This window comes from Ruegeria sp. K5 (assembly GCF_056531805.1).
Genome location: NZ_JBQFML010000003.1, coordinates 1 through 18,594, shown reverse-complemented (window position 1 = coordinate 18,594; position 18,594 = coordinate 1). Strand labels below are relative to the sequence as shown.

Annotated in this window: 14 protein-coding genes; 9 read left to right on the top strand and 5 right to left on the bottom strand. The window is 57.1% G+C overall.

Features of this window, described 5'->3' with window-relative positions:
• The first annotated feature begins 110 nt into the window (after positions 1-110).
• The 4 genes from galU to ACR0MO_RS11365 all read left to right on the top strand — a co-directional run bounded on the left by galU (position 111) and on the right by ACR0MO_RS11365 (position 5,337).
• Positions 111-1,004, top strand: coding sequence for a UTP--glucose-1-phosphate uridylyltransferase GalU (gene galU / locus ACR0MO_RS11380; protein ID WP_170453719.1), 894 nt, complete (start codon positions 111-113; stop codon positions 1,002-1,004).
• 72 nt (positions 1,005-1,076) lie between these two features.
• Positions 1,077-2,513 carry a mannose-1-phosphate guanylyltransferase/mannose-6-phosphate isomerase gene (locus ACR0MO_RS11375; protein WP_480891291.1) on the top strand — a complete coding sequence of 479 codons (1,437 nt, stop codon included), beginning with the start codon at positions 1,077-1,079 and terminating at the stop codon, positions 2,511-2,513.
• A gap of 221 nt (positions 2,514-2,734) precedes the next feature.
• Entirely contained in the window at positions 2,735-3,805 is a 1,071-nt protein-coding gene (locus tag ACR0MO_RS11370) for a DUF2793 domain-containing protein (RefSeq protein ID WP_480781153.1), read from the top strand.
• A gap of 227 nt (positions 3,806-4,032) precedes the next feature.
• Positions 4,033-5,337: a UDP-glucose dehydrogenase family protein gene (locus tag ACR0MO_RS11365; protein ID WP_480891288.1), complete on the top strand. Its 1,305-nt coding sequence runs from the start codon at positions 4,033-4,035 to the stop codon at positions 5,335-5,337.
• A gap of 19 nt (positions 5,338-5,356) precedes the next feature.
• Here the strand turns inward: ACR0MO_RS11365 and ACR0MO_RS11360 are convergent, their stop codons facing one another.
• Positions 5,357-6,220 carry a phytanoyl-CoA dioxygenase family protein gene (locus ACR0MO_RS11360; RefSeq protein WP_480891285.1) on the bottom strand — a complete coding sequence of 288 codons (864 nt, stop codon included), beginning with the start codon at positions 6,218-6,220 and terminating at the stop codon, positions 5,357-5,359.
• Positions 6,221-6,328: 108 nt separating this feature from the next.
• On the opposite strand from ACR0MO_RS11360, the gene ACR0MO_RS11355 reads away from it, so the two are divergent.
• On the top strand, positions 6,329-7,219 hold the full coding sequence (locus ACR0MO_RS11355) for a LysR family transcriptional regulator (protein ID WP_480891282.1): 891 nt from the start codon (positions 6,329-6,331) through the stop codon (positions 7,217-7,219).
• Here the strand turns inward: ACR0MO_RS11355 and ACR0MO_RS11350 are convergent.
• The 3 genes from ACR0MO_RS11350 to ACR0MO_RS11340 form a co-directional block, all read right to left on the bottom strand.
• Complete coding sequence (locus tag ACR0MO_RS11350) at positions 7,192-8,271, bottom strand: helix-turn-helix domain-containing protein (protein ID WP_480626745.1); 1,080 nt, start codon at positions 8,269-8,271, stop codon at positions 7,192-7,194. The two genes, ACR0MO_RS11355 and ACR0MO_RS11350, sit on opposite strands and share 28 nt — an antisense overlap.
• 145 nt (positions 8,272-8,416) lie before the next feature.
• Positions 8,417-9,154, bottom strand: coding sequence for an anti-sigma factor (locus tag ACR0MO_RS11345; RefSeq protein WP_480874011.1), 738 nt, complete (start codon positions 9,152-9,154; stop codon positions 8,417-8,419).
• On the bottom strand, positions 9,151-9,687 hold the full coding sequence (locus ACR0MO_RS11340) for an RNA polymerase sigma factor (RefSeq protein WP_170453711.1): 537 nt from the start codon (positions 9,685-9,687) through the stop codon (positions 9,151-9,153). Before ACR0MO_RS11340 ends, ACR0MO_RS11345 begins: the two co-directional genes overlap by 4 nt.
• Before the next feature lie 84 nt (positions 9,688-9,771).
• On the opposite strand from ACR0MO_RS11340, the gene ACR0MO_RS11335 reads away from it, so the two are divergent.
• The 4 genes from ACR0MO_RS11335 (at position 9,772) to ACR0MO_RS11320 (ending at position 18,035) form a co-directional block, all read left to right on the top strand.
• Positions 9,772-10,716: a c-type cytochrome gene (locus ACR0MO_RS11335; protein WP_480891279.1), complete on the top strand. Its 945-nt coding sequence runs from the start codon at positions 9,772-9,774 to the stop codon at positions 10,714-10,716.
• A 524-nt stretch (positions 10,717-11,240) separates the two neighbouring features.
• Positions 11,241-13,130 carry a glycosyltransferase gene (locus ACR0MO_RS11330; RefSeq protein WP_480891277.1) on the top strand — a complete coding sequence of 630 codons (1,890 nt, stop codon included), beginning with the start codon at positions 11,241-11,243 and terminating at the stop codon, positions 13,128-13,130.
• Between the two features lie 43 nt (positions 13,131-13,173).
• A complete protein-coding gene (locus ACR0MO_RS11325; protein WP_480891275.1) occupies positions 13,174-16,953 on the top strand; it encodes a capsular polysaccharide export protein, LipB/KpsS family in 3,780 nt (1,259 codons plus the stop codon).
• Positions 16,953-18,035 carry a capsular polysaccharide export protein, LipB/KpsS family gene (locus ACR0MO_RS11320; protein WP_170622101.1) on the top strand — a complete coding sequence of 361 codons (1,083 nt, stop codon included), beginning with the start codon at positions 16,953-16,955 and terminating at the stop codon, positions 18,033-18,035. Before ACR0MO_RS11325 ends, ACR0MO_RS11320 begins: the two co-directional genes overlap by 1 nt.
• 147 nt (positions 18,036-18,182) lie before the next feature.
• On the opposite strand, the gene ACR0MO_RS11315 is transcribed toward ACR0MO_RS11320, so the two are convergent.
• On the bottom strand, positions 18,183-18,594 hold a 412-nt coding region (locus ACR0MO_RS11315; RefSeq protein WP_480891271.1), incomplete at its 5' end, for a hypothetical protein.

Below are 18,594 nucleotides of genomic sequence, written 5' to 3'. Positions count from 1 at the left end.
CTATTCACGCCCACAAGGACGGGCATCATTGATTGATCTGGTTTCGCAGCCTATGAGGAAATGCCGGACGCGCTGCGACCTTCCGGCCGAATTACGAATTGAGAGGCACTATGACACGTAAGGTCACCAAAGCGATTTTTCCCGTAGCCGGGCTGGGCACCCGATTTCTGCCAGCAACGAAATCGGTTCCAAAGGAAATCATGACCCTGGTTGACCGTCCGCTGGTGCAATATGCCATCGACGAAGCGCGCGCTGCCGGGATTAAGGAATTCATCTTTGTAACCTCGCGCGGGAAGTCGGCGCTTGAGGATTATTTTGACCACAATCTGGTGCTGGAACAGGCGTTAGAGGCCAAAGGCAAACACGATCTGCTGGAAACGCTGAACGCCACCAACATGGAAAGCGGCGCGATTGCCTATATCCGTCAGCACAAGGCGTTGGGGCTGGGCCACGCGGTCTGGTGCGCGCGGCGTCTGATTGGGGATGAGCCTTTTGCCGTGATGCTGCCCGACGACGTCATCGCCGCCGACAAACCGTGTTTGCAGCAGATGATCGAAGCCTATGAGGAAACAGGCGGCAACATGGTCGCCGCGATGGAAGTTCCGCATGAACAAACAAGCTCGTATGGGGTTCTGGATGTGGGCGACAATGTGGGCACCGTTGTGCGCACGCGGGGTATGGTTGAGAAACCCAAACCGGATGAGGCACCTTCGAACCTTGCCGTGATCGGGCGCTATGTGCTTGGCCCGTCGGTCCTCTATAACCTGAATTCGATGAAATCCGGCAGCGGTGGCGAGATTCAACTGACCGATGCGATCGCGGAAGACATCCGCAACGGCGTTCCGGTCTTTGGCTACAAGTTCGACGGGCAGCGTTTCGATTGCGGCTCGAAAGCCGGGTTTTTGCAGGCCACAGTGGCGTTTGCGCTGGCCCGCGACGATCTGCGCGGCGATCTGAGCCAGTATCTGAATGACATCGTTGCCACGGGGAAGGCGGCCCAATAATCACAGGCCCTTTCCCTTGACTGCAATTAAGGCGATACCGTCGGGTACTTGCAGTTCAAAGGCGTGCGCATCATGAATACTGTCTATCCCGTCATTCTGTGCGGTGGGTCAGGCACCCGGCTGTGGCCCCTGTCGCGCAAAAGCTACCCCAAGCAGTTCGTGCCGCTGGTGGGTGAGACGAGCCTGCTGCAGGATTGCGCCCAGCGGATGCGCGGGACGGACGGCGCACCGTATGCCAAGCCCTTGATTCTGACCAACGAAGCCTTCCGCTTTGTAGTGCCCGAGCAGTTGGGGGCCGTTGGCATCGACCCCGGCCCGATCCTGATCGAACCCGAGGGGCGCAACACTGCGCCTGCGGTTCTGGCGGCTGCGTTGTATCTGGCCAACAGCGATCCGGACGCGATCATGCTTGTCGCTCCGTCTGATCACGTGGTCCCAGACAAATCCGCCTTTCATGCCGCCGTGGCGCAAGGCGTGAACGCGATTTCTGACCGCGGGGATCTGGTGACATTCGGTATTACTCCGGACCGGCCTGAAACCGGTTATGGCTATTTGAAGCTGAGCCAGACGCCTGACACATCCGGCGCGGCCGTGCCGCTGGATCGGTTTGTAGAAAAGCCGGATTTGGACAATGCCAAGGCCATGCTGGCCGACGGCAGCTATCTGTGGAATTCAGGGATTTTCCTGTTCGCCGTGCGCGACATCGTTGCTGCGTTCGAAGAACACGCACCGGGATTGATCGCCCCCGTCAAACAAGCTGTCGATCAGGCAAAAACCGATCTGGGCTTTCTGCGGCTGGATGCCGGGGAATGGGCGCAGGCTGACGACATTTCGATCGACTATGCGGTGATGGAAAAGGCCCAAAACCTCAGCGTTGTTCCCTATGCCGCCGGCTGGTCCGATGTGGGAAGCTGGACCGCCGTGCACGAATTGAGCCACCCCGACACAGACGGTGTTGCCACGACCGGAGAAGTCACGACCATCAACTGCCACAACGTCTTGATCCGCTCGGAATCCCCGGCGCAAGAAGTGGTGGCAATGGGTCTTGAAAACATTATCACCGTCGCCATGCCCGATGCGGTTCTCGTCGCCAGCATGGACCGGGCTCAGGACGTCAAACAGGCGGTCACCGCTTTGAAGGCCAAGGGCGCCAGTCAGGCGGAATCCCTGCCCGTCGATCACCGCCCGTGGGGGTGGTTTGAAAGCCTTGTGGTCGATGACCGGTTTCAGGTCAAACGCATCCACGTCAATCCCGGCGCAGCGCTGAGCCTGCAATCCCATCACCACCGGTCCGAACACTGGATCGTCGTCAAGGGCACGGCCAAAGTCACAATTGACGATGAGGTCCGCCTGGTGTCGGAAAACCAGTCGGTCTACATCCCGTTGGGCGCGGTTCACAGGATGGAAAACCCCGGCAAGGTTCCGATGGTATTGATTGAGGTTCAGACCGGCAGCTATCTGGGTGAGGATGACATCATCCGGTACGAAGATATCTACGCGCGCAGCTAACTGCGTCTGAAAGTTGGGTTCACAGAATCACCCACCCAGAACACCCTTGGCGAATGCCTGAACAGATCAGCGCTCAGTCAAGGTTTGTCCCCAAATTGGAAACCACCTATTAGCGGCAGGTAAATCGGGCGTTCGGCCCGGTCAGACGGGATTCACGCGCCTCGCGGCAGGGTGGCGCGCAACAGAAACGTCGGACCGACAGCTACAGGAGGACGCGCCCCGTGTCTCAGAACTCACCCCGATTGAACCTGCCTTTCCTGCAACCGTCTCAGGCGCAGAAACATGTCACCCATAACGAGGCGCTGCGCGAGCTGGATCTGGTTGTTCAGTTAACCGTCGCAACTGTCGACGCAACCACGCCACCACCCGCACCCGAGCAGGGTGAAATCCACGCTTTGGGTGCGACACCCGGCGGGGACTGGTCGGGGCATGGCGGTGAACTGGCCGCATGGCTGGACAACGCCTGGCGTTTTGTCTCTCCTCAACCGGGATGGCGCGCTTGGGATCTGGCCAGCGCGCAATCGAAGATTTGGGATGGCAACGCGTGGGTTACTCCTCCGATTGCGACGCAAAATCTGGACGGTCTGGGTGTCGCCACCAGTTATGACAGCACCAACCGATTGTCTGTTCGCAGCCCGGCCACGTTGCTGAGCCATGATGGCGGCGGTCACCAGCTAAAGATCAACAAATCCGGCGCGTCCGAGACCGCATCCCTGCTGTTCCAGTCCAATTGGACGGGCCATGCAGAGATGGGGCTGTCCGGCAGCACTGGCTTTTCGATCAAAGTGTCCCCGGATGGCGGGACATGGACCGAAGCGCTGAGCTTTGATCCCGCCACCGGCCACGCAGCTGGGTCGGCGGTCCAGAGCAGCCCCGATGACACAACCTCGGGTCGCCTGATGCGCGCGGATTACGGCTATGGGCCGGGCAACCTGCTGGGCACAGTGTCAGAAGCGGCAGGCACCCCGACCGGCGCAGTGATCGAACGCGGCAGCAGCGCAACCGGGGACTATGTGCGCTTTGCCGACGGGACCCAAATCTGCACCGCCACATTGCCCGCGACCGATTGCACAAATGTCGAGGGTGCGCTGTTTGCCAGCGCCACCGCGACATGGGCCTTCCCTGCAACCTTCGCGGACACACCCGCAATTAGCGGCGACGGCGGCGCTTTGGCGCGGTTCGTGGGCTTCGATACCCCATCCGGTTCACAAGCAGCCTACAAGGTGCTGTCCGCAACCTCGGACAGCGCAACCGTGTCACCAACTGCCATCGCTGTCGGGCGCTGGTTCTGACGTAACGCCCTTTCGTTACCCGGCGCAGACTGAACGGGTTGAGTGGATTTGCCTCAACCCGTTCTCTGCGCGCCCAGAGATTGAATCCTCTGCACCAAATCACACCGTCAGAACAGCAAGAAACTGTCGAATGCCGGTCAAAGCCCCTGTCAGGCATTGAAACTGGGCGCAGTTTCTTTGATGGTATCCGCGCCGCAGGCGGTAATTGGTGAGAAGGATTTTTTAGAATGCGTATTGCGATGATCGGCACCGGCTATGTGGGCCTGGTGTCGGGGGTGTGTTTCTCGGATTTTGGCCATGACGTGATTTGTGTCGACAAGGCAGAAGCAAAGATTGAGATGCTGCGGGCCGGAGACGTTCCGATTTATGAACCCGGCCTTGATGTGCTGATGGCCAAGAACGTGGCCGCAGGACGGCTGAGTTTCACCACCGATCTGGCCGCAGCCGTGGACGGCGCGGATGCAGTTTTCATCGCGGTCGGCACGCCGACGCGCCGCGGCGATGGCCACGCAGACCTGACCTATGTAATGGCGGCCGCGGAAGAGATTGCTCAGGCCGTCACCGGCTATACCGTCATCGTCACCAAATCGACAGTGCCCGTGGGCACCAACCGCAAGTTGCATTCGGTTGTCTCTGCCGCCAATCCGGATGCGGATTTCGATGTCGCCTCGAACCCGGAATTCTTGCGCGAAGGCGCGGCGATTGACGATTTCATGCGCCCCGATCGTGTGGTGGTTGGCGTTGAAAGCGATCGCGCCGCCGAGGTGATGGCCGAGATCTACCGCCCGCTCTATCTGCGCGACTTCCCTATCCTGACCACCGATCTGGAAAGCGCCGAGATGATCAAATATGCCTCCAACGCATTTCTGGCGACCAAGATCACCTTTATCAACGAAATCGCGGGCCTGTGCGAACGGGTGGGCGGCGATGTGAAAGAGGTCGCGCGCGGCATCGGTCTGGACGGGCGTATCGGCAACAAGTTCCTGCATGCAGGGCCGGGCTATGGCGGCTCGTGTTTCCCGAAAGACACCGCCGCGCTGGCGCGGATCGGACAGGAACACGCCCATCCCATGCAGATCACCGAAACCGTCATACGCGTGAATGATGAGGTGAAGAAGCGGATGATCGAGAAAATCCGCGAGGCCTGCAATGACAGTTTCAACGGCAAAACCGTTGCGATGCTGGGCGTCACCTTCAAGCCCAACACCGATGACATGCGCGATGCACCATCGCTGACCATTGTCCCGGCCCTGATCGGCGGCGGGGCCAAGGTGCGCGTGGTCGACCCGCAAGGCAAATCCGAAGGTGAGGCCCTGTTGCCCGGTGTTGACTGGTGCGAGGATCCCTATGCCGCCGCAAAAGGGGCCGACGTCGTGGTTCTGCTGACCGAATGGAACGAGTTCCGCGCGCTGAACCTGAACGATCTGGCCGAGGCGATGAACACGCCCCGGATGGTCGATCTACGCAACATCTATTCTGAAAGCAAAGTGCTGAAATCCGGCTTTGAAACTTATGTGGGGGTCGGGCGCTGAGCGCCCGATGAACTCGCCCTCACTTCGCAGCGTACAGCGGAACCGAGTTGCTGGCCCCGTCGGTCAATGCCTTGCTCTGATCGCGGCGCACTTGTTCATAGATCGCCAGAGACTCGGATGAGAACAATTCGGTCGGCGGCTGAACCGGGATGAAATTGCTGTGGGCATCAGACCCTCGTGCCAGCAGCGCATAGTCTTTGTCGGCCACCAATTGCCGGGCGCCGGGGCTGAGGTAACGGATCGCCAGGCCGATCCGCCGATCCTCGGACTGGTTCGGCCCAGACCCATGGATCGTCAACCCGTGATGGAGCGACATCTGACCGGGCGCAAGCTCGACATGGGTTTTGTCACTGTCTGCAACGTCTACGGCTACCTCCTGACCACGGGACAAAAGGTTGGTGTCCGAATAGGTATCCGTATGCGGCAGGATCGGGTTTTTGTGGCTGGAACGCACGAAATCCATGCACCCGCTTTCAACCGTCGCCGGTGACAGCGCAATCCAGGCCGTGACCTGATCGGGCGTCTCACCCATGCCCCAATAGGTCAGATCCTGATGCATACCAACCGTGTGTTTGGTATTCGGCTCTTTGATGAAGAACTCGGCCGACCATATCAGAATATCGGGGCCAAGAACGCCTTCGACCACATCCAGAACGCGCGGGTCCTGCGCAATCTGCGCGGCAAGCGGAACGACCAGATGTGCGTTGATCCGCTTGTAGGTGTTCAGCGGCAATGGCAGATCTGCGGCCAGCCAGTCACGCTCGATCTGCTCCAGTTCCGCCCGATACCCGGCGGCTTCGTGTTTGGAAAAGACGGAAAGAGGAAACAGAAATCCGTCCTGCCAATACTGGTCGGCCTGTTCTTGGGTCAAAGTGGTATTCATAGACATCCGGTCACCTGTTCGCTTTGCGCGTTCAGCCTATCCCGGCTTTTCAGCATTCCATAACTGAACCTCTTGCCTGTCAGGCTAAGCTTGACTTAGCCTGCGCCCATGTCTCGCCGCATTCCCTCTCTCAACTGGTTGCGCGTGTTCGAAGCTGCGGCGCGAACCGAAAGCTTTGCGCGGGCCGCCGCGCAGTTGAACATGTCCGCCGCTGCCGTCAGCCAGCAGGTCAAAGCGCTGGAAACCCGACTGGGCACGCCTTTGTTCCACCGTCACGCCCATGCGGTTACGCTGACCGAAGCCGGGCGGGCCTATCTGCCATCGGTTCAGCAATCCCTTCTGATGCTGGAAACCGCGACCTCGGGCCTGTTCGGAGAAACCCGCGAGCAGCGGCTTTATTTACAATCCATTTTGCTGTTCGCCCATGGGATTCTGGCCAAAGGCGTGCCTGCGTTTCAGGCCGCGCAACCGCAGATCAACCTGTCGCTGGCCACCGGGAATATTGCGTCGGACTTCGTCAACCGGTTCACGGATCTGCAAATCGTCTTCGGCAACCCCGCCCTGTTCGGCAATGAAGGCGATGAACTGCTGCGCGAGGTTTTGTACCCCGTCGCGCCGCCAGAGATTGCCGCCCGGATTCGAACCCCCCAGGATCTGTTTCAGTTCACTTTGATCGAGGTCTCGACCCATCGCGTAAGCTGGCCGCATTGGTTCGAAACCATGCGTTTACCCGCCGGGCAGGCCCGGTTCTTTTTTGCTGACAATTCGATCATGGCTGCCGAGTTGTCGGCCAGCGGTACCGGAATTGCGCTGGCCCGCGCGCCCGCATCGGATCGGATCATGCAGGTTTCGGGGCTGGTGCCCTGCCTTCCCGACGCTCAGGTCGCCGGGCAAGAGGCCTATCACCTGATCTACCCGTCCCGCACCGACCTGCGACCTCCGGCCCGTGTGTTTCGCGAGTGGCTGTTGGACTACAGCGCTGCCGTCCAGACGCGGTAACGTCCCTGCCCTGTGACCTCGCGGATCAGGCCGCGCCGCATGAAGCGGTCGATATTGCGCTGAACCGCCGCGCGCGAGGCTTTGGTGAGCTCCTCGGCCAGCGGGGCCGACACCATCGGCCAGGCGGTCAGCACATCGATCAACACCGGCGGCGTGCGTCCGGACAGGTCCTGCGTGGCTTCACGGGCACGCACCTCCCAGGCGCTGACGCGATCCAGATGCAACAGGGCCGCCAGCGCCGCCTGCCCTGCCCCGGTGATCCACGCCGAAAGTTTTTCTTCGGGCTCGCCAACCCCGCGCAAAGCCCCCGGCCCGGACAGCGCCAGCGGCATGAACAGCGCCCCGCCCCGCCCCATCGAGGCGGCGTGACGCGCAGCAATAATCGCGGCCTCGGTATCCTGACCAATTCCTTCGGATAGTGCGCGCCAGGCGTGAAACGCGATGGCCGCCTGCGTGACCGGGTGCAGCCCTTCAGCGTTTCGCATAACCTCGGCCAGATCGGCAACGGCTTCGGGCACCTCTTCGATCCCCTGCGCCATTCGGTCGAGAAATGCGGCCAGTCCGGTCTCCCAGCCGTGCGCCGAGGGCGCCGCGCCAGATGTAAGACGCCGCACGGCCCAACCTGCCCGGAACAGCGCCTGTACATCATCACTGGTCGCGCCGATCCGCAGACCCGTCCACAGGGCCAGCCGGTCGACGCTGATGCGATCCCCGGTCCACCAGCCAAGATCGGATACATCCATCAGCGCAAGACGATGGGTCCACCCCTCGGGTCCGGCCCGCAAGCGCTCGTCCAAGGCCCCAAAGGTGACAGCCAGATCTGCCAGTTCGGCGGACAGTTCTGATTGCGCTCTGCGCCAATCGCGCGGATCAAACAAAACCCGCGTATCTGCGCGAGGACCGGGGGGCAGGAAATCGTCGCGTGGTTCATCCTCTTCGGGCGGCAGGAACCACAGATCATCGTCATCCGGGGGGTCGGTGTCATAGATGCTGCGCGGTGTGGCGTCTTCGGCCTCATCCTCAGGCGCAGGTATGACATGTTTCGACTTCATGCCCGCATTCTTTGGGCATTTTGGACGGTTCACAAGGGGTTTCTTCTACAGCGTTTTGCGTTTTGTCTGAGGTACATTCATCGGAATGCGCGTTCGACCAAAGGGAGAGGAAGCGCATTCCGATTCAAGTTAAACGCAAAGCGCTTTAACCCGCAAATGTCTGGGTCAGCACGCCCAACTCACCGCTCAGGTCCGTCTGGGGATCGCTGCCCAGCAGCATATAGCCATACCCGCCCTGCGCCCATGTCGCGGTGGCCAGACCGCTTAGCACCGCCTGCTTGACGTCCTTGGCGGGGGCAGCCGGACCCTGCCGGATCACGCAGAAGGCCAGCGGCTGGCCCTGCTCATCCGCGAACACGATCTGAACCAGCGGCTTGCCCTTGAACGAGAGGATCTGTGCCCGCTTCAACTCGAGCCCCGGCAGGGACTCCAGCGTTTCTCGGTTCAAAGACCGGCCCAACGTCTCTTCGGCCTCAGCGATCTGCGCATCCAGCGTGGCAGGCGAGACATCCAGCCCGGCGATGGTTTCCGGCACATATAACGACTGGTAGATCGCCGCCTGCTGCGCCCAACCCAACTCGGCCGGGCGCGTGGCCCAGAAGGTTACTGCAAAGGCAGCAATTGCGGCGGATGCGGCCACGGCACACAACCGCACCACACCGCCCGACCGTTCAGGGGCAGAGGGCGCAGGCAGGTCAATCTCCGGGGCAACGGCGGGCAGGCCCTCGAACACCTGCTGCACGACGGGCGCAAACGGATCAAGCGCCATCAGGCGGCCTTCCAGCGCGGCGTCCTGCTCAACCGCGGCTTCGATGGCCCGAGACTGCGCCTCGTCCAGTGTGCCTTCCAGATACGCCTGCAGCGTCTCGTCGGAAAACGTCATTTGCCACTCCGTTGCGCGGTGCCTGCCGCATCATGTTGCATTACGGTCTTCAATTTCTGCCGGGCGCTGGACAACCGGCTCATGATCGTGCCGATGGGAACGTCCAGCAACGCGGCGGCTTCGCGGTAGCTGTATCCTTCGACGAACACAAGCATCACCGTCTCGCGCTGCGCCTCTGGCAGCTGCATCACTTGTGTAAACACTTCAGCGGCGAAAATATTCGTTTCTGAATCGGGGCCGGTCGCAACAAGCTCCGCCTCGGGCGTCACCGACAACGCCTGCGCCCGTCGCACCGCGCGCGAGCGCACCTCATTCAACCAGATCGAGCGGCAGATTGTCATCAGCCAGGAATCCAGCCGATCCTGCGATGTCACCTGATGGTGGCGTTCCAGCGCGCGCAGACATGTGGCCTGCACCAGATCATCCGCCACATCCGACGCGCCCGACAACGCCAGCGCAAAGCGCCAGACACGTTTGGAATGCGTCTGCACGGCGGTCCGCACCGCCTGTTCCGAGCTCATTTCACCAGCCATCGAATAAAATGCGACCTGTGTGTGTTTCTCCTCCACGGACCGGGCCCGCGTGCTCAGGACTGGCATAACCCGAGGAGGAATGAAATGAAACATCTCATACAGGCAGTCACGTTTGCGTCGGCAATTGTTGCAGGCCCGGCCTTTGCGGCAAGTTGGACATTGGTGCCCGAAAGCTCTCATCTTGCATATGGAAGCATCAAGAAAGACACGGTGGGCGAGGTCAACAGCTTCACCTCGCTTAGCGGTCAGGTCAGCCCGGATGGGCAGGTCGAGGTCGAGATCGACCTGTCCTCGGTCGAGACAAACATCGATATCCGCAACGAAAGGATGATCGAATACGTCTTTCGCAAAGCAGGCACCGCAACCCTGACCGCCAAGATCGATATGGAGAACCTGACCGCATTGGAGGTTGGCCAAACCACCACGCTGGAAAGCCAAGCCGCCCTGTCGCTGGTCGGAACAGATGTCGAATTTGACGCAGAGCTGTTTGTCGCGCGCCTGACGGAGAACTCGGTGCTGGTGACAACAAGCGACATGGTATTCGTCAGCACCGAAGATGCGGGCGTGAATGCGGGTATCGACAAGCTGATGGAACTGGCCGATCTGCCGGGCATCACCCGCACCGTTCCCGTCACCGCGCGGTTTGTCTTTCAATTGGATGACGAACAGGCCAGCATTGCGCCCGTATCCTCGCCTCAGGTCGCCGCCGTCGCGCTGTACGGCGACGTCAAAGCCGGTAAAAAGATTTTTCGCAAATGCAGCGCCTGCCATCAGGTGAAAGAAGGGCGCAACGGCGTTGGCCCATCGCTGTTCGGAATCTTCGGCGCCAAGGCCGGACAAGTCGACGGATTCCGATACTCAGAGGCCTTGCAAGAGTCCGGCATCACCTGGACACCCGAGACCCTATCCGCCTTTCTGCGCGACCCAAGGGGCGTGGTTCCGGATAACAAAATGCAGTTTCCGGGCCTCAGAAAGGACGAAGACATCGTGAATCTTCTGGCGTATTTGAGGGATCAGGCGACAGGATGACGCCGGAGGCGCATACCTGCAGGGAAAACGCTTCTACATGAGCTTAGCTGACGGATAGTCGCCTGAGCCTCAGGGTCAGGCGACAGCCCGCTTATACGTACGAACGCTTGGCCACATAGCCTTTGCCACCGTCGGCATTCATCGGAAAATTTGCCTCCGCCATTCTCTAAACTCTTTTCGAACAGGCCTCTGTTTTGAGGCCCCGCGAAGAAGCTAGAATTTTATTCTTAATTATTGGCACCTTGACGCAACCCAAAACACGCAAGTAACCCACGATCGCGCAGGATAGTGCCCTGCAGCGGTAAGCTTCTTGGCACGACACAGCAACGTCGCGCGCATTGAATTCGGTCGCGGACGCCCACTTAGTTCGCGAAACTGACTCTTTCGCCAAAGCAGCTCGGTTGATACGATGTTGCACCCACTTTCAAAAATGTTAGACAATTTTAATCGTTAGAGCGGCGAGCCTTAGGCTTAGGGCAAACGCCGAACGAACTCCCGCAAGGACTTTCAAGCCAGTGAACCGAATGAACATCAGCGTAACCAAGTCAATCCAAGGCCAAAAAGACCTGGTCGATGAAGTGATCACCAGCTTCCCTCAGAAAGGTCGCATATTAGACATCGGTACTGGATCTGGTCTGGCAGCCCGCAGCTTTTTCAGTGCAGGTTGGGATGTTCTGGCATCCGGCATGGACATGGAAGCTTATTTGGACGAAGACCAAGGGGGGTTTCCGGAGGGCATTGAACTGCTGCCCGATCTGGATATTTGCGACATGCAATCGATCGCCACGTCCAGTCTCGATTGCGTTTGGTGTGCTCATGTTCTGGAACATGTCTCTGACACCGGCCGCGCGCTAGGCGAAATCCGGCGTGTGCTGAAACCTGACGGCCACCTCTTTATAGCCGTGCCGCCATTCAAACATCAGGTCGTGGGGGGCCATGTCAACTCGGGCTGGAACCTCGGCACCTTGATGTATGTCCTTGCTGACGCCGGGTTCGATCTGTCCGATGGACGGTTCATTCACCACGGCTACAATCTGTTCGGAATCGCTCAGCGGGGGCCCGGCCCGTTACCAAAGGGCGCATTGCACAGGGCAAATGGAGACCTTGAAACGCTTCGGGATGCGGGGCGTTTCCCGAAAGGTTTCGATGCGAAGCAACGGTTCGAAGGACAGCTGACTCAAGTCAACTGGAAGTGGAATACAATACCCGAACAAGTGCCTGTATCTCGGAAGACTCTGAAATCGCCGCCGCCCATCGCGAAGATGCGCATTGGCTTTTTTGTCCCCTTCATAACCAAGGGCAAAGGCGGGACGGAAAACGTTGGACAGATGATGGCGAATGCCATGGCGAAACGTGGTCATGACGTAACGATCTTTACATTTGACGACCAGGCACAACGCTCGCAATGGCCGCTGGACGACACAATCGAGCTTAATTACTTCGGTGAAGACAGTAATGAGCGCGAAGACGACCAGATGATGCTGGCTATTGCCAGTCGTTCGTTTGACGTTCTTGTGGGGCTGCATATGAACCGAGAGTTCAAGCGCTACGTGAAATGCGCGCATCGCGCGGGTGTGCCTCTTGTTTTGTCCGAGCATATTGACCCACGCTATCCGCGTTGGATCGGAACCAATACAGTCTTTGAACGGCAAACCGCTTTCTTTGGCGCCACTCTGGTTCACTTGCTGACCGAAGACTTCCGCTCGACACTGCCGAACTTCATGCAGGAACGGATCCGAGTTATCCCAAATACCGTTAAAAAGCCAACGCAGATCGCGCGACCTGGGGACAGGTCAAAGAAAAAGAAGGTACTGCTGACGGTCGCACGTCTCGTTCCCCGGAAGAACGTTCATCTGATCATCGAAGCATTCGCCAGAAGCTACCCACGTCACCAGGACTGGGTTCTTCGAATTGTTGGCGACGGGCCGGAGCGTGAAAATCTCAGTAAACAGGCGACTGCCTTGAAAATCGCCAAGTCTGTCGAATTTGTCGGTGAGACACACGACACTTATCCGTACTACAAAGATGCCGACGCATTCGTTCTGTCATCTTTCTTTGAAGGATTTCCACTTTGTGGCCTGGAAGCGATGGCGCATGGGCTGCCGCTGATCGGGTTCCAAAACTGCAGCGGCATCAACGAACAAATCGCGTCTGGCGAAAATGGTATTTTGTGTGCGGCTGACAGCCCAACAGAGAATCTGACCAATGCCTTCAAAAGCTTGATGTCTGATCCGGATCTCAGAGAGACAATGGGCAACACCTCTTTGACGCGTTTTGACACTTATTATTCCGAAGAGACGATCTTCGCGGAATGGGAAGAGATGTTCTGTGAGGCCCGCGAGCGCGGGTTGCCAAATGCTAACGCCAATCTCGAGACGAAACTGCTGGTGGCAGTTTCAGAACTAACAACGTAGCGCCAAAGTTTCGATGTTTAAAAAGAATAAAAGCGACGCCAAAATGAAACAGAGCTTTGGTCAAAAGAAAGTTAGATTTTCGGAATTCCTGGACCTGCGAAAATCAAGCCATGAGGCCGGGCGTGACATTCGTGAGCATGTGTTATCATTGCGAAACGATCCGGCCGTGTTCGGCTACGCCGACGGAACACTTGACAATGGCTACGGCGCCAACCTTAAAAGCTTGTTTGCCAATATCCAGCCTTTCAATGCACCCAATGCGGATCGGGGACGGGGCTATTTCGGGTCCGGCGCAGTTTTTCAGAATGAACAGAAATCTCACAAGGGGCTGTTGGGTCTGTACGACGTTTTACCAATCGACGCGGATCTTATTCTCTTTGAGCAAGGTTTTCTTGCAAGCACCCACAGTTGGTCTCATTCCTTTCGGGAAGGCGACCCGCGTTACGCCTGCTTGGGTTATGTCTATGACGACATATCGCACTACTATATGTCGGATTTCCCAAACCGTTTGACACACAAACTGAACAGCGAGGAATCTCTGTCAGCCGAGCAACTCGCCCGTGCTAAAAGCCTGATCGACAGAATAGCATCCCAGCGCATCAGCAAATACAACGCGCAGCCCATGCAGGCTCCACCGACGAGTCAGACATATAAGCGGCGCGTATTGGTGTGTGACCAAGCCTTCGCGGATGCCTCAACCATTTTCGGCAAGGCCAGCAAGAATGACTTCCAAAGGATGTTGGTCGCGGCGTTGAAAGAAAATCCGGACGCTGAGATTCTGGTCAAGACACACCCAGATACGTCTTGGGAAAAAGAGACCCGAAGCGGTTACTACTCGCACTTGTCGTCCACTGGTCGTGTGCGCCTAATCCGCGAGCCGGTGAACCCGTTTGTTTTGTTTGACATGGTGGACAAAGTCTATGTCGCGACCAGCCAAATGGGGCTGGAAGCACTGTTTGCCGGCAAGGAGGTCGTTTGTTTCGGAGCGCCTTTTTATGCGGGTTGGGGTCTGACCGATGACCGGAAGACAATCCCCCATCGCAAGCGGGAACGTTCGCTGGAGGAGGTGTTTTACTATTTTTATGTTTGGTACACGATCTACCACGTGCCTGGACACACTGCGCCGAGCGAGATCGAAGATGTTCTCCAATACATCGAAGAAAACAGACCTTTTGATCTGCCGCGCGCCGAAACCGAGACCGAAGAACCGCCGAAAGTTTCAGTCGTAATCCCTGTTTACGGCGTTGAAGACTATATCGAAAAGTGCATTGCTTCGGTTCAAAAACAAACATTGCGCGACATAGAAATCATCCCGGTAAACGATTGTACGCCCGACGGGAGCCAGGAGATAATCGACCGCCTTGCCATGCATGACGCAAGGATTCGCCCGATTATTCTGGACAAGAACGTCGGCCAGGGCTTTGCGCGCAACAAGGCGATCAAGGCCGCGCGTGGTGAATACGTTTGGTTCATCGATGGTGACGACTGGCTGGCAAACCCCAAAGCACTGAGCGCTCTGTACGATCACGCAAAGTCCGAAGACTTTGACATGGTGCGCGGCCGAAAGGCTTATGAGGCTATTTTTGTCGGCGATGAACTGGTTGAAAAGAAGCAGGACAGAGCCGAACGTTTCTTTGAGGACGACGTCTATCGAACGACTTACGCGGATACGCCAAATATTCTGAATAACAGGCATTTCTGGGTCTGGCTGTATCGCCGGGAATTCTTGCTGCAGAACGATATCCACTTCCGGACTACGCAGTGGGAAGAGAGAGCTTTTCTTGTGAAAGCCCTTGTGAACGCAGAAAAAATCAGCCTGCGCAACATAGATTCTACAGCGTATCGAATTCGAGTTGGCTCTACGGCCCGTCGCGTTCGTACCGCTCGAGACTTCGAGCTAATGTTGCAGAACTTCAAATTCACGCTCGATACCCTGCTCGATGCCGGTGCGGGCGATGCCAGCAGCCCGCTACGCGAACATCTTCGCTACAACGTGTCACAATTGCTCGCTCAATTGGTCGATGGTGAAGCCTATCGGTTTGCCGTTTCTGAAGGGCCGGGTAAGCGTGACGCGTTCATAAAAAGCGTGAAGCAGATCCTTGAGCATTGCCAAATCTCACCGGACGAAGTCCTCTCGGAGTTTGTACATAATAACAAATCGCTTGCGAGAGCTTCGGCTTATCCATTGATTGCCGCAAGTATTTTGGCAGAACGTGCTGACATACTGGACTATGTGATCAACAGAGAGCCGATACCACAGGACAAGTTGTACGAGGTCACATTAAAGGAAACGCAGGCAGCCACACCCCAGCGGGACCTGCAGACCGCCTTGAATACCTACGCGCGTAACGAACGCGTGACGATTGCCAAGCCAGCGGCCAGCAAACCTTTCGACAAGCCCCGGATTGTTGTTCATATCGGCTCAACAAAAACCGGCAGCACCTACATTCAACACCTGTTAGAGCAGAACCGACCTGAATTGATGCGTAATGGGGTGTGGTATCCCGAAGTCGGTCTGTTCTGGCAGGAGTCGAGACCGCACAAACAGGCGGGACACGCGGGCGTTGTGCCTTATATCGTGTCAGACGATCGCTTTTTCCTGCAATATATTGAACGCGGCCTTCAACTTATGGAAGGGCGCATTCATACCATTGTCCTTTCCAGCGAAGCGTATTTCTTACAAAAGAACGCGCATAAAATTCCAGAGTACTTCTCTGGCTATGATGTTGAGATGATCGTCTATCTGCGCGATCAGGTCGAATGGGCCAACGCGCAATATTGCGAGTTTGTGGCCGGCGGAGCAATCGGCAGAGTTGAAGACCCGATTTCCAACTGGTTGGAAAGCGCCGAGGTTGCCCGTTTCCTGGACTACCGAAACGTGTTGAACGCCTGGGCCAGCACGATTGAGCGGGAGAAGATAACCATTCGTCTTTTCCAGAAGTCCGAGTTGATAGACAACGATCTTGTTACGGATTTTTCCCAATCGACAGATTTGGAACTGTTGACCAGGCTTCCCATGCCATCGAAATCTCAGACCAATTCCGTTCAACTGTCCGGGCCGCATGTTGAGTTAATCCGAAGCTACAACTCAAGACCATTTCGAACAAAAGAGGCATATCTGGACTTCATCGAAGAGGCGACGACAGGCCTTAGCAACTGGAGGAAGTCGCGCGACCTGCCAATGCCAAAACCTTGGCTGCTGACCCCTGACAACGAAGACTGGATCAGATCTGCCTGTCAGGAGACGAATGCAAACATCGCACAGCTGTGGCTTGGACGATCGACAGGCACGTTGTTTGGCGGCGACAAGGCCAAACCGGCCGAAACCGCTTTGTATCAAGACGAAATTGCGATCGTCTCCAAAGCCTATGATCGCTTCAAGCCGGTCCAAGAACTCGAAGCAGAGCCAATGCAGAATGCTGTAGGTCGATCCAAGATTCTCGTCAACTATGGTATATTTGGCTGGCGGCTTTGGTTGCTGTCTCCGGTCTTGCGCCGGGTCTGGAAAAACCGCCTTACGCCCCAGACCAAGGCAATTTACAAGCGAAACCCTGCAAGGTTCGCGCGTGAGAAGTGGACGCGGAAAAAGCGTGACAAACTCATCGTTGACCTGATCTTTCCTGATTGGAACGTTATGGGTCCATTTGGAGTTTTGCGTGCTTGGCGGCCGATTGTCCGGCCCGTACTCAAATCGAAGCGTCACCCTGAACGGCTGGAACAATTCGACGCTGACCCTGTCCTGTTTGCACGCAATCAAGACAATAAACTGCACCGGATAGTTGGGCGTTTGTTGTATCCCATGGGTGAATTGAGGGAAAAATAATGTCGCCGACAGACGCTGAAGTCATTCTGGAACTGTCCGATGGCCACCTTACCAATCCGTCTGACGGTGACAGGCACCGCTTGTTCTATTCTTCGGTCATGTTGGCATTAAGCGATCTCTCTGTTCGTGTGCGGCCCGTGCGTTTGCCCTTTGGCGCTGACAAGAGCCCGCGCCTTTACAAACCAGGTCAATTGGTCATCAGTTTCCATTCCATTGGCCGGGCGGGAAATGTTCTGCGCTTCAAAGAAAGCTACGTTCCACCTTATTACACTTTGGACAGGCTCGGGTATTCCGGCTTCTCGGAATTGGCGACCCATCCGTCAAACTTCCTGGATCGTATTGAGCGGACTTCGTCAAGGGACGCAGAGCGTTTTGTAGCGGGTCTGGCCAAATCGCAGGCTGAAAGGAACGCATCAAAGTACAAGCAGTCAAAGATCAAGTCCCACCCGCCGGGGCAATTCATCTTCATGCCGCTGCAAACAGTCGAAGATACCGTAGCCGAGCTCAACCACATCAAACCGCCTCAGGTCGCGTTTGCGTTGGCGGATTATTGTGAGAAAGTTGGCCAGACTCTGGTCATAAAACGCCACCCTTCATGTAAATCCCGTGCCGTAGAAAGAATGCTGACTGACTTGCAGCGCAAGTTCGAAAGCGTTTATCTGACGGACGGTTCGATCCATGGGCTGATAAACAAGGCGTCCTGCGTGGTTGGAGGAAACTCCGGTGTCCTATTCGAGGCTTTGCTGCAAGGGGCCAATGTGATCACCTTCGCGAAATCGGATTTCGCGTTGGCCACGACACATGTAACCGAACTTGACAGTTTGCTGAAAGCTTGTGGAAAACCGTCGCCGATTGATCCGGCTTTTCAGAAAAAATTTCTGACCTGGTATCTCACTAAATACTGTGTTCTGGCCGATGACGTGTCGGAAATCAGATTGCGTATCGCCAAGGCGCTGGCCCAACTGGATATCCCCGCAAACCTGGTCAATATGGAGCAGCAAAGCCTGTATGACGAATATGCGTCATCCGAGATGCAGCGGCGAAAGAGGATTTTGAAGTCATCTGAGCCCTACTCAACCTAGCGCTCAGACTTCCACCTGGCCCTGACGCGGCTCAGTCGAAAGACAAAAATTGGTCTGGAACGCCGGCAACTGCGTGATTGAACCCGGAAATCTGCAATTGCTTCAGATTTTGGAGAGACGCCACAGGACGGCACCGCTCCAATCGTTTCAGAGCAGGAAAACGTCATCTTCCAAAATGTTCGCGATACCCAGATCGCCACCGCTATCAACTATGTCAATCGACACCGGCTCCGATGTACCGTCCAAGCCCAACCGCTCGGAAAGATCGAAGCCATTTGCCAGCAATTCTTCGCCCTCAGTGGCGTGGTCCGTATCCAAGGGAACAAAATCGAATTCCGGTTCATCTGACAAACTGTCCGAAATCGGCGCAAGTTGGGCCATCTTTTGTTGGGTAACTTTTGGCGCGGGACCAATAAAGCCGCTGCCATCCAGATCAACGCCGTAGAAAACCTCGACATCAATGACGTTGGTGATCGGCTGGCCGCTCACACGCACGCCTTGATCGTCAAGCGTCCACTCCGCATAGCGGCCATCTTCATGCTGCAGCAGGAGCAGGTAA

Bases quoted from the DNA above. Each gene is read 5' to 3' on its own strand.
- galU (WP_170453719.1), top strand. From the start codon at position 111: ATGACACGTAAGGTCACCAAAGCGATTTTTCCCGTAGCCGGGCTGGGC.
- ACR0MO_RS11375 (WP_480891291.1), top strand. From the start codon at position 1,077: ATGAATACTGTCTATCCCGTCATTCTGTGCGGTGGGTCAGGCACCCGG.
- ACR0MO_RS11365 (WP_480891288.1), top strand. From the start codon at position 4,033: ATGCGTATTGCGATGATCGGCACCGGCTATGTGGGCCTGGTGTCGGGG.
- ACR0MO_RS11360 (WP_480891285.1), bottom strand. From the start codon at position 6,220: ATGAATACCACTTTGACCCAAGAACAGGCCGACCAGTATTGGCAGGAC.
- ACR0MO_RS11355 (WP_480891282.1), top strand. From the start codon at position 6,329: ATGTCTCGCCGCATTCCCTCTCTCAACTGGTTGCGCGTGTTCGAAGCT.
- ACR0MO_RS11350 (WP_480626745.1), bottom strand. From the start codon at position 8,271: ATGAAGTCGAAACATGTCATACCTGCGCCTGAGGATGAGGCCGAAGAC.
- ACR0MO_RS11345 (WP_480874011.1), bottom strand. From the start codon at position 9,154: ATGACGTTTTCCGACGAGACGCTGCAGGCGTATCTGGAAGGCACACTG.
- ACR0MO_RS11340 (WP_170453711.1), bottom strand. From the start codon at position 9,687: ATGGCTGGTGAAATGAGCTCGGAACAGGCGGTGCGGACCGCCGTGCAG.
- ACR0MO_RS11335 (WP_480891279.1), top strand. From the start codon at position 9,772: ATGAAACATCTCATACAGGCAGTCACGTTTGCGTCGGCAATTGTTGCA.
- ACR0MO_RS11330 (WP_480891277.1), top strand. From the start codon at position 11,241: ATGAACATCAGCGTAACCAAGTCAATCCAAGGCCAAAAAGACCTGGTC.
- ACR0MO_RS11325 (WP_480891275.1), top strand. From the start codon at position 13,174: ATGAAACAGAGCTTTGGTCAAAAGAAAGTTAGATTTTCGGAATTCCTG.
- ACR0MO_RS11320 (WP_170622101.1), top strand. From the start codon at position 16,953: ATGTCGCCGACAGACGCTGAAGTCATTCTGGAACTGTCCGATGGCCAC.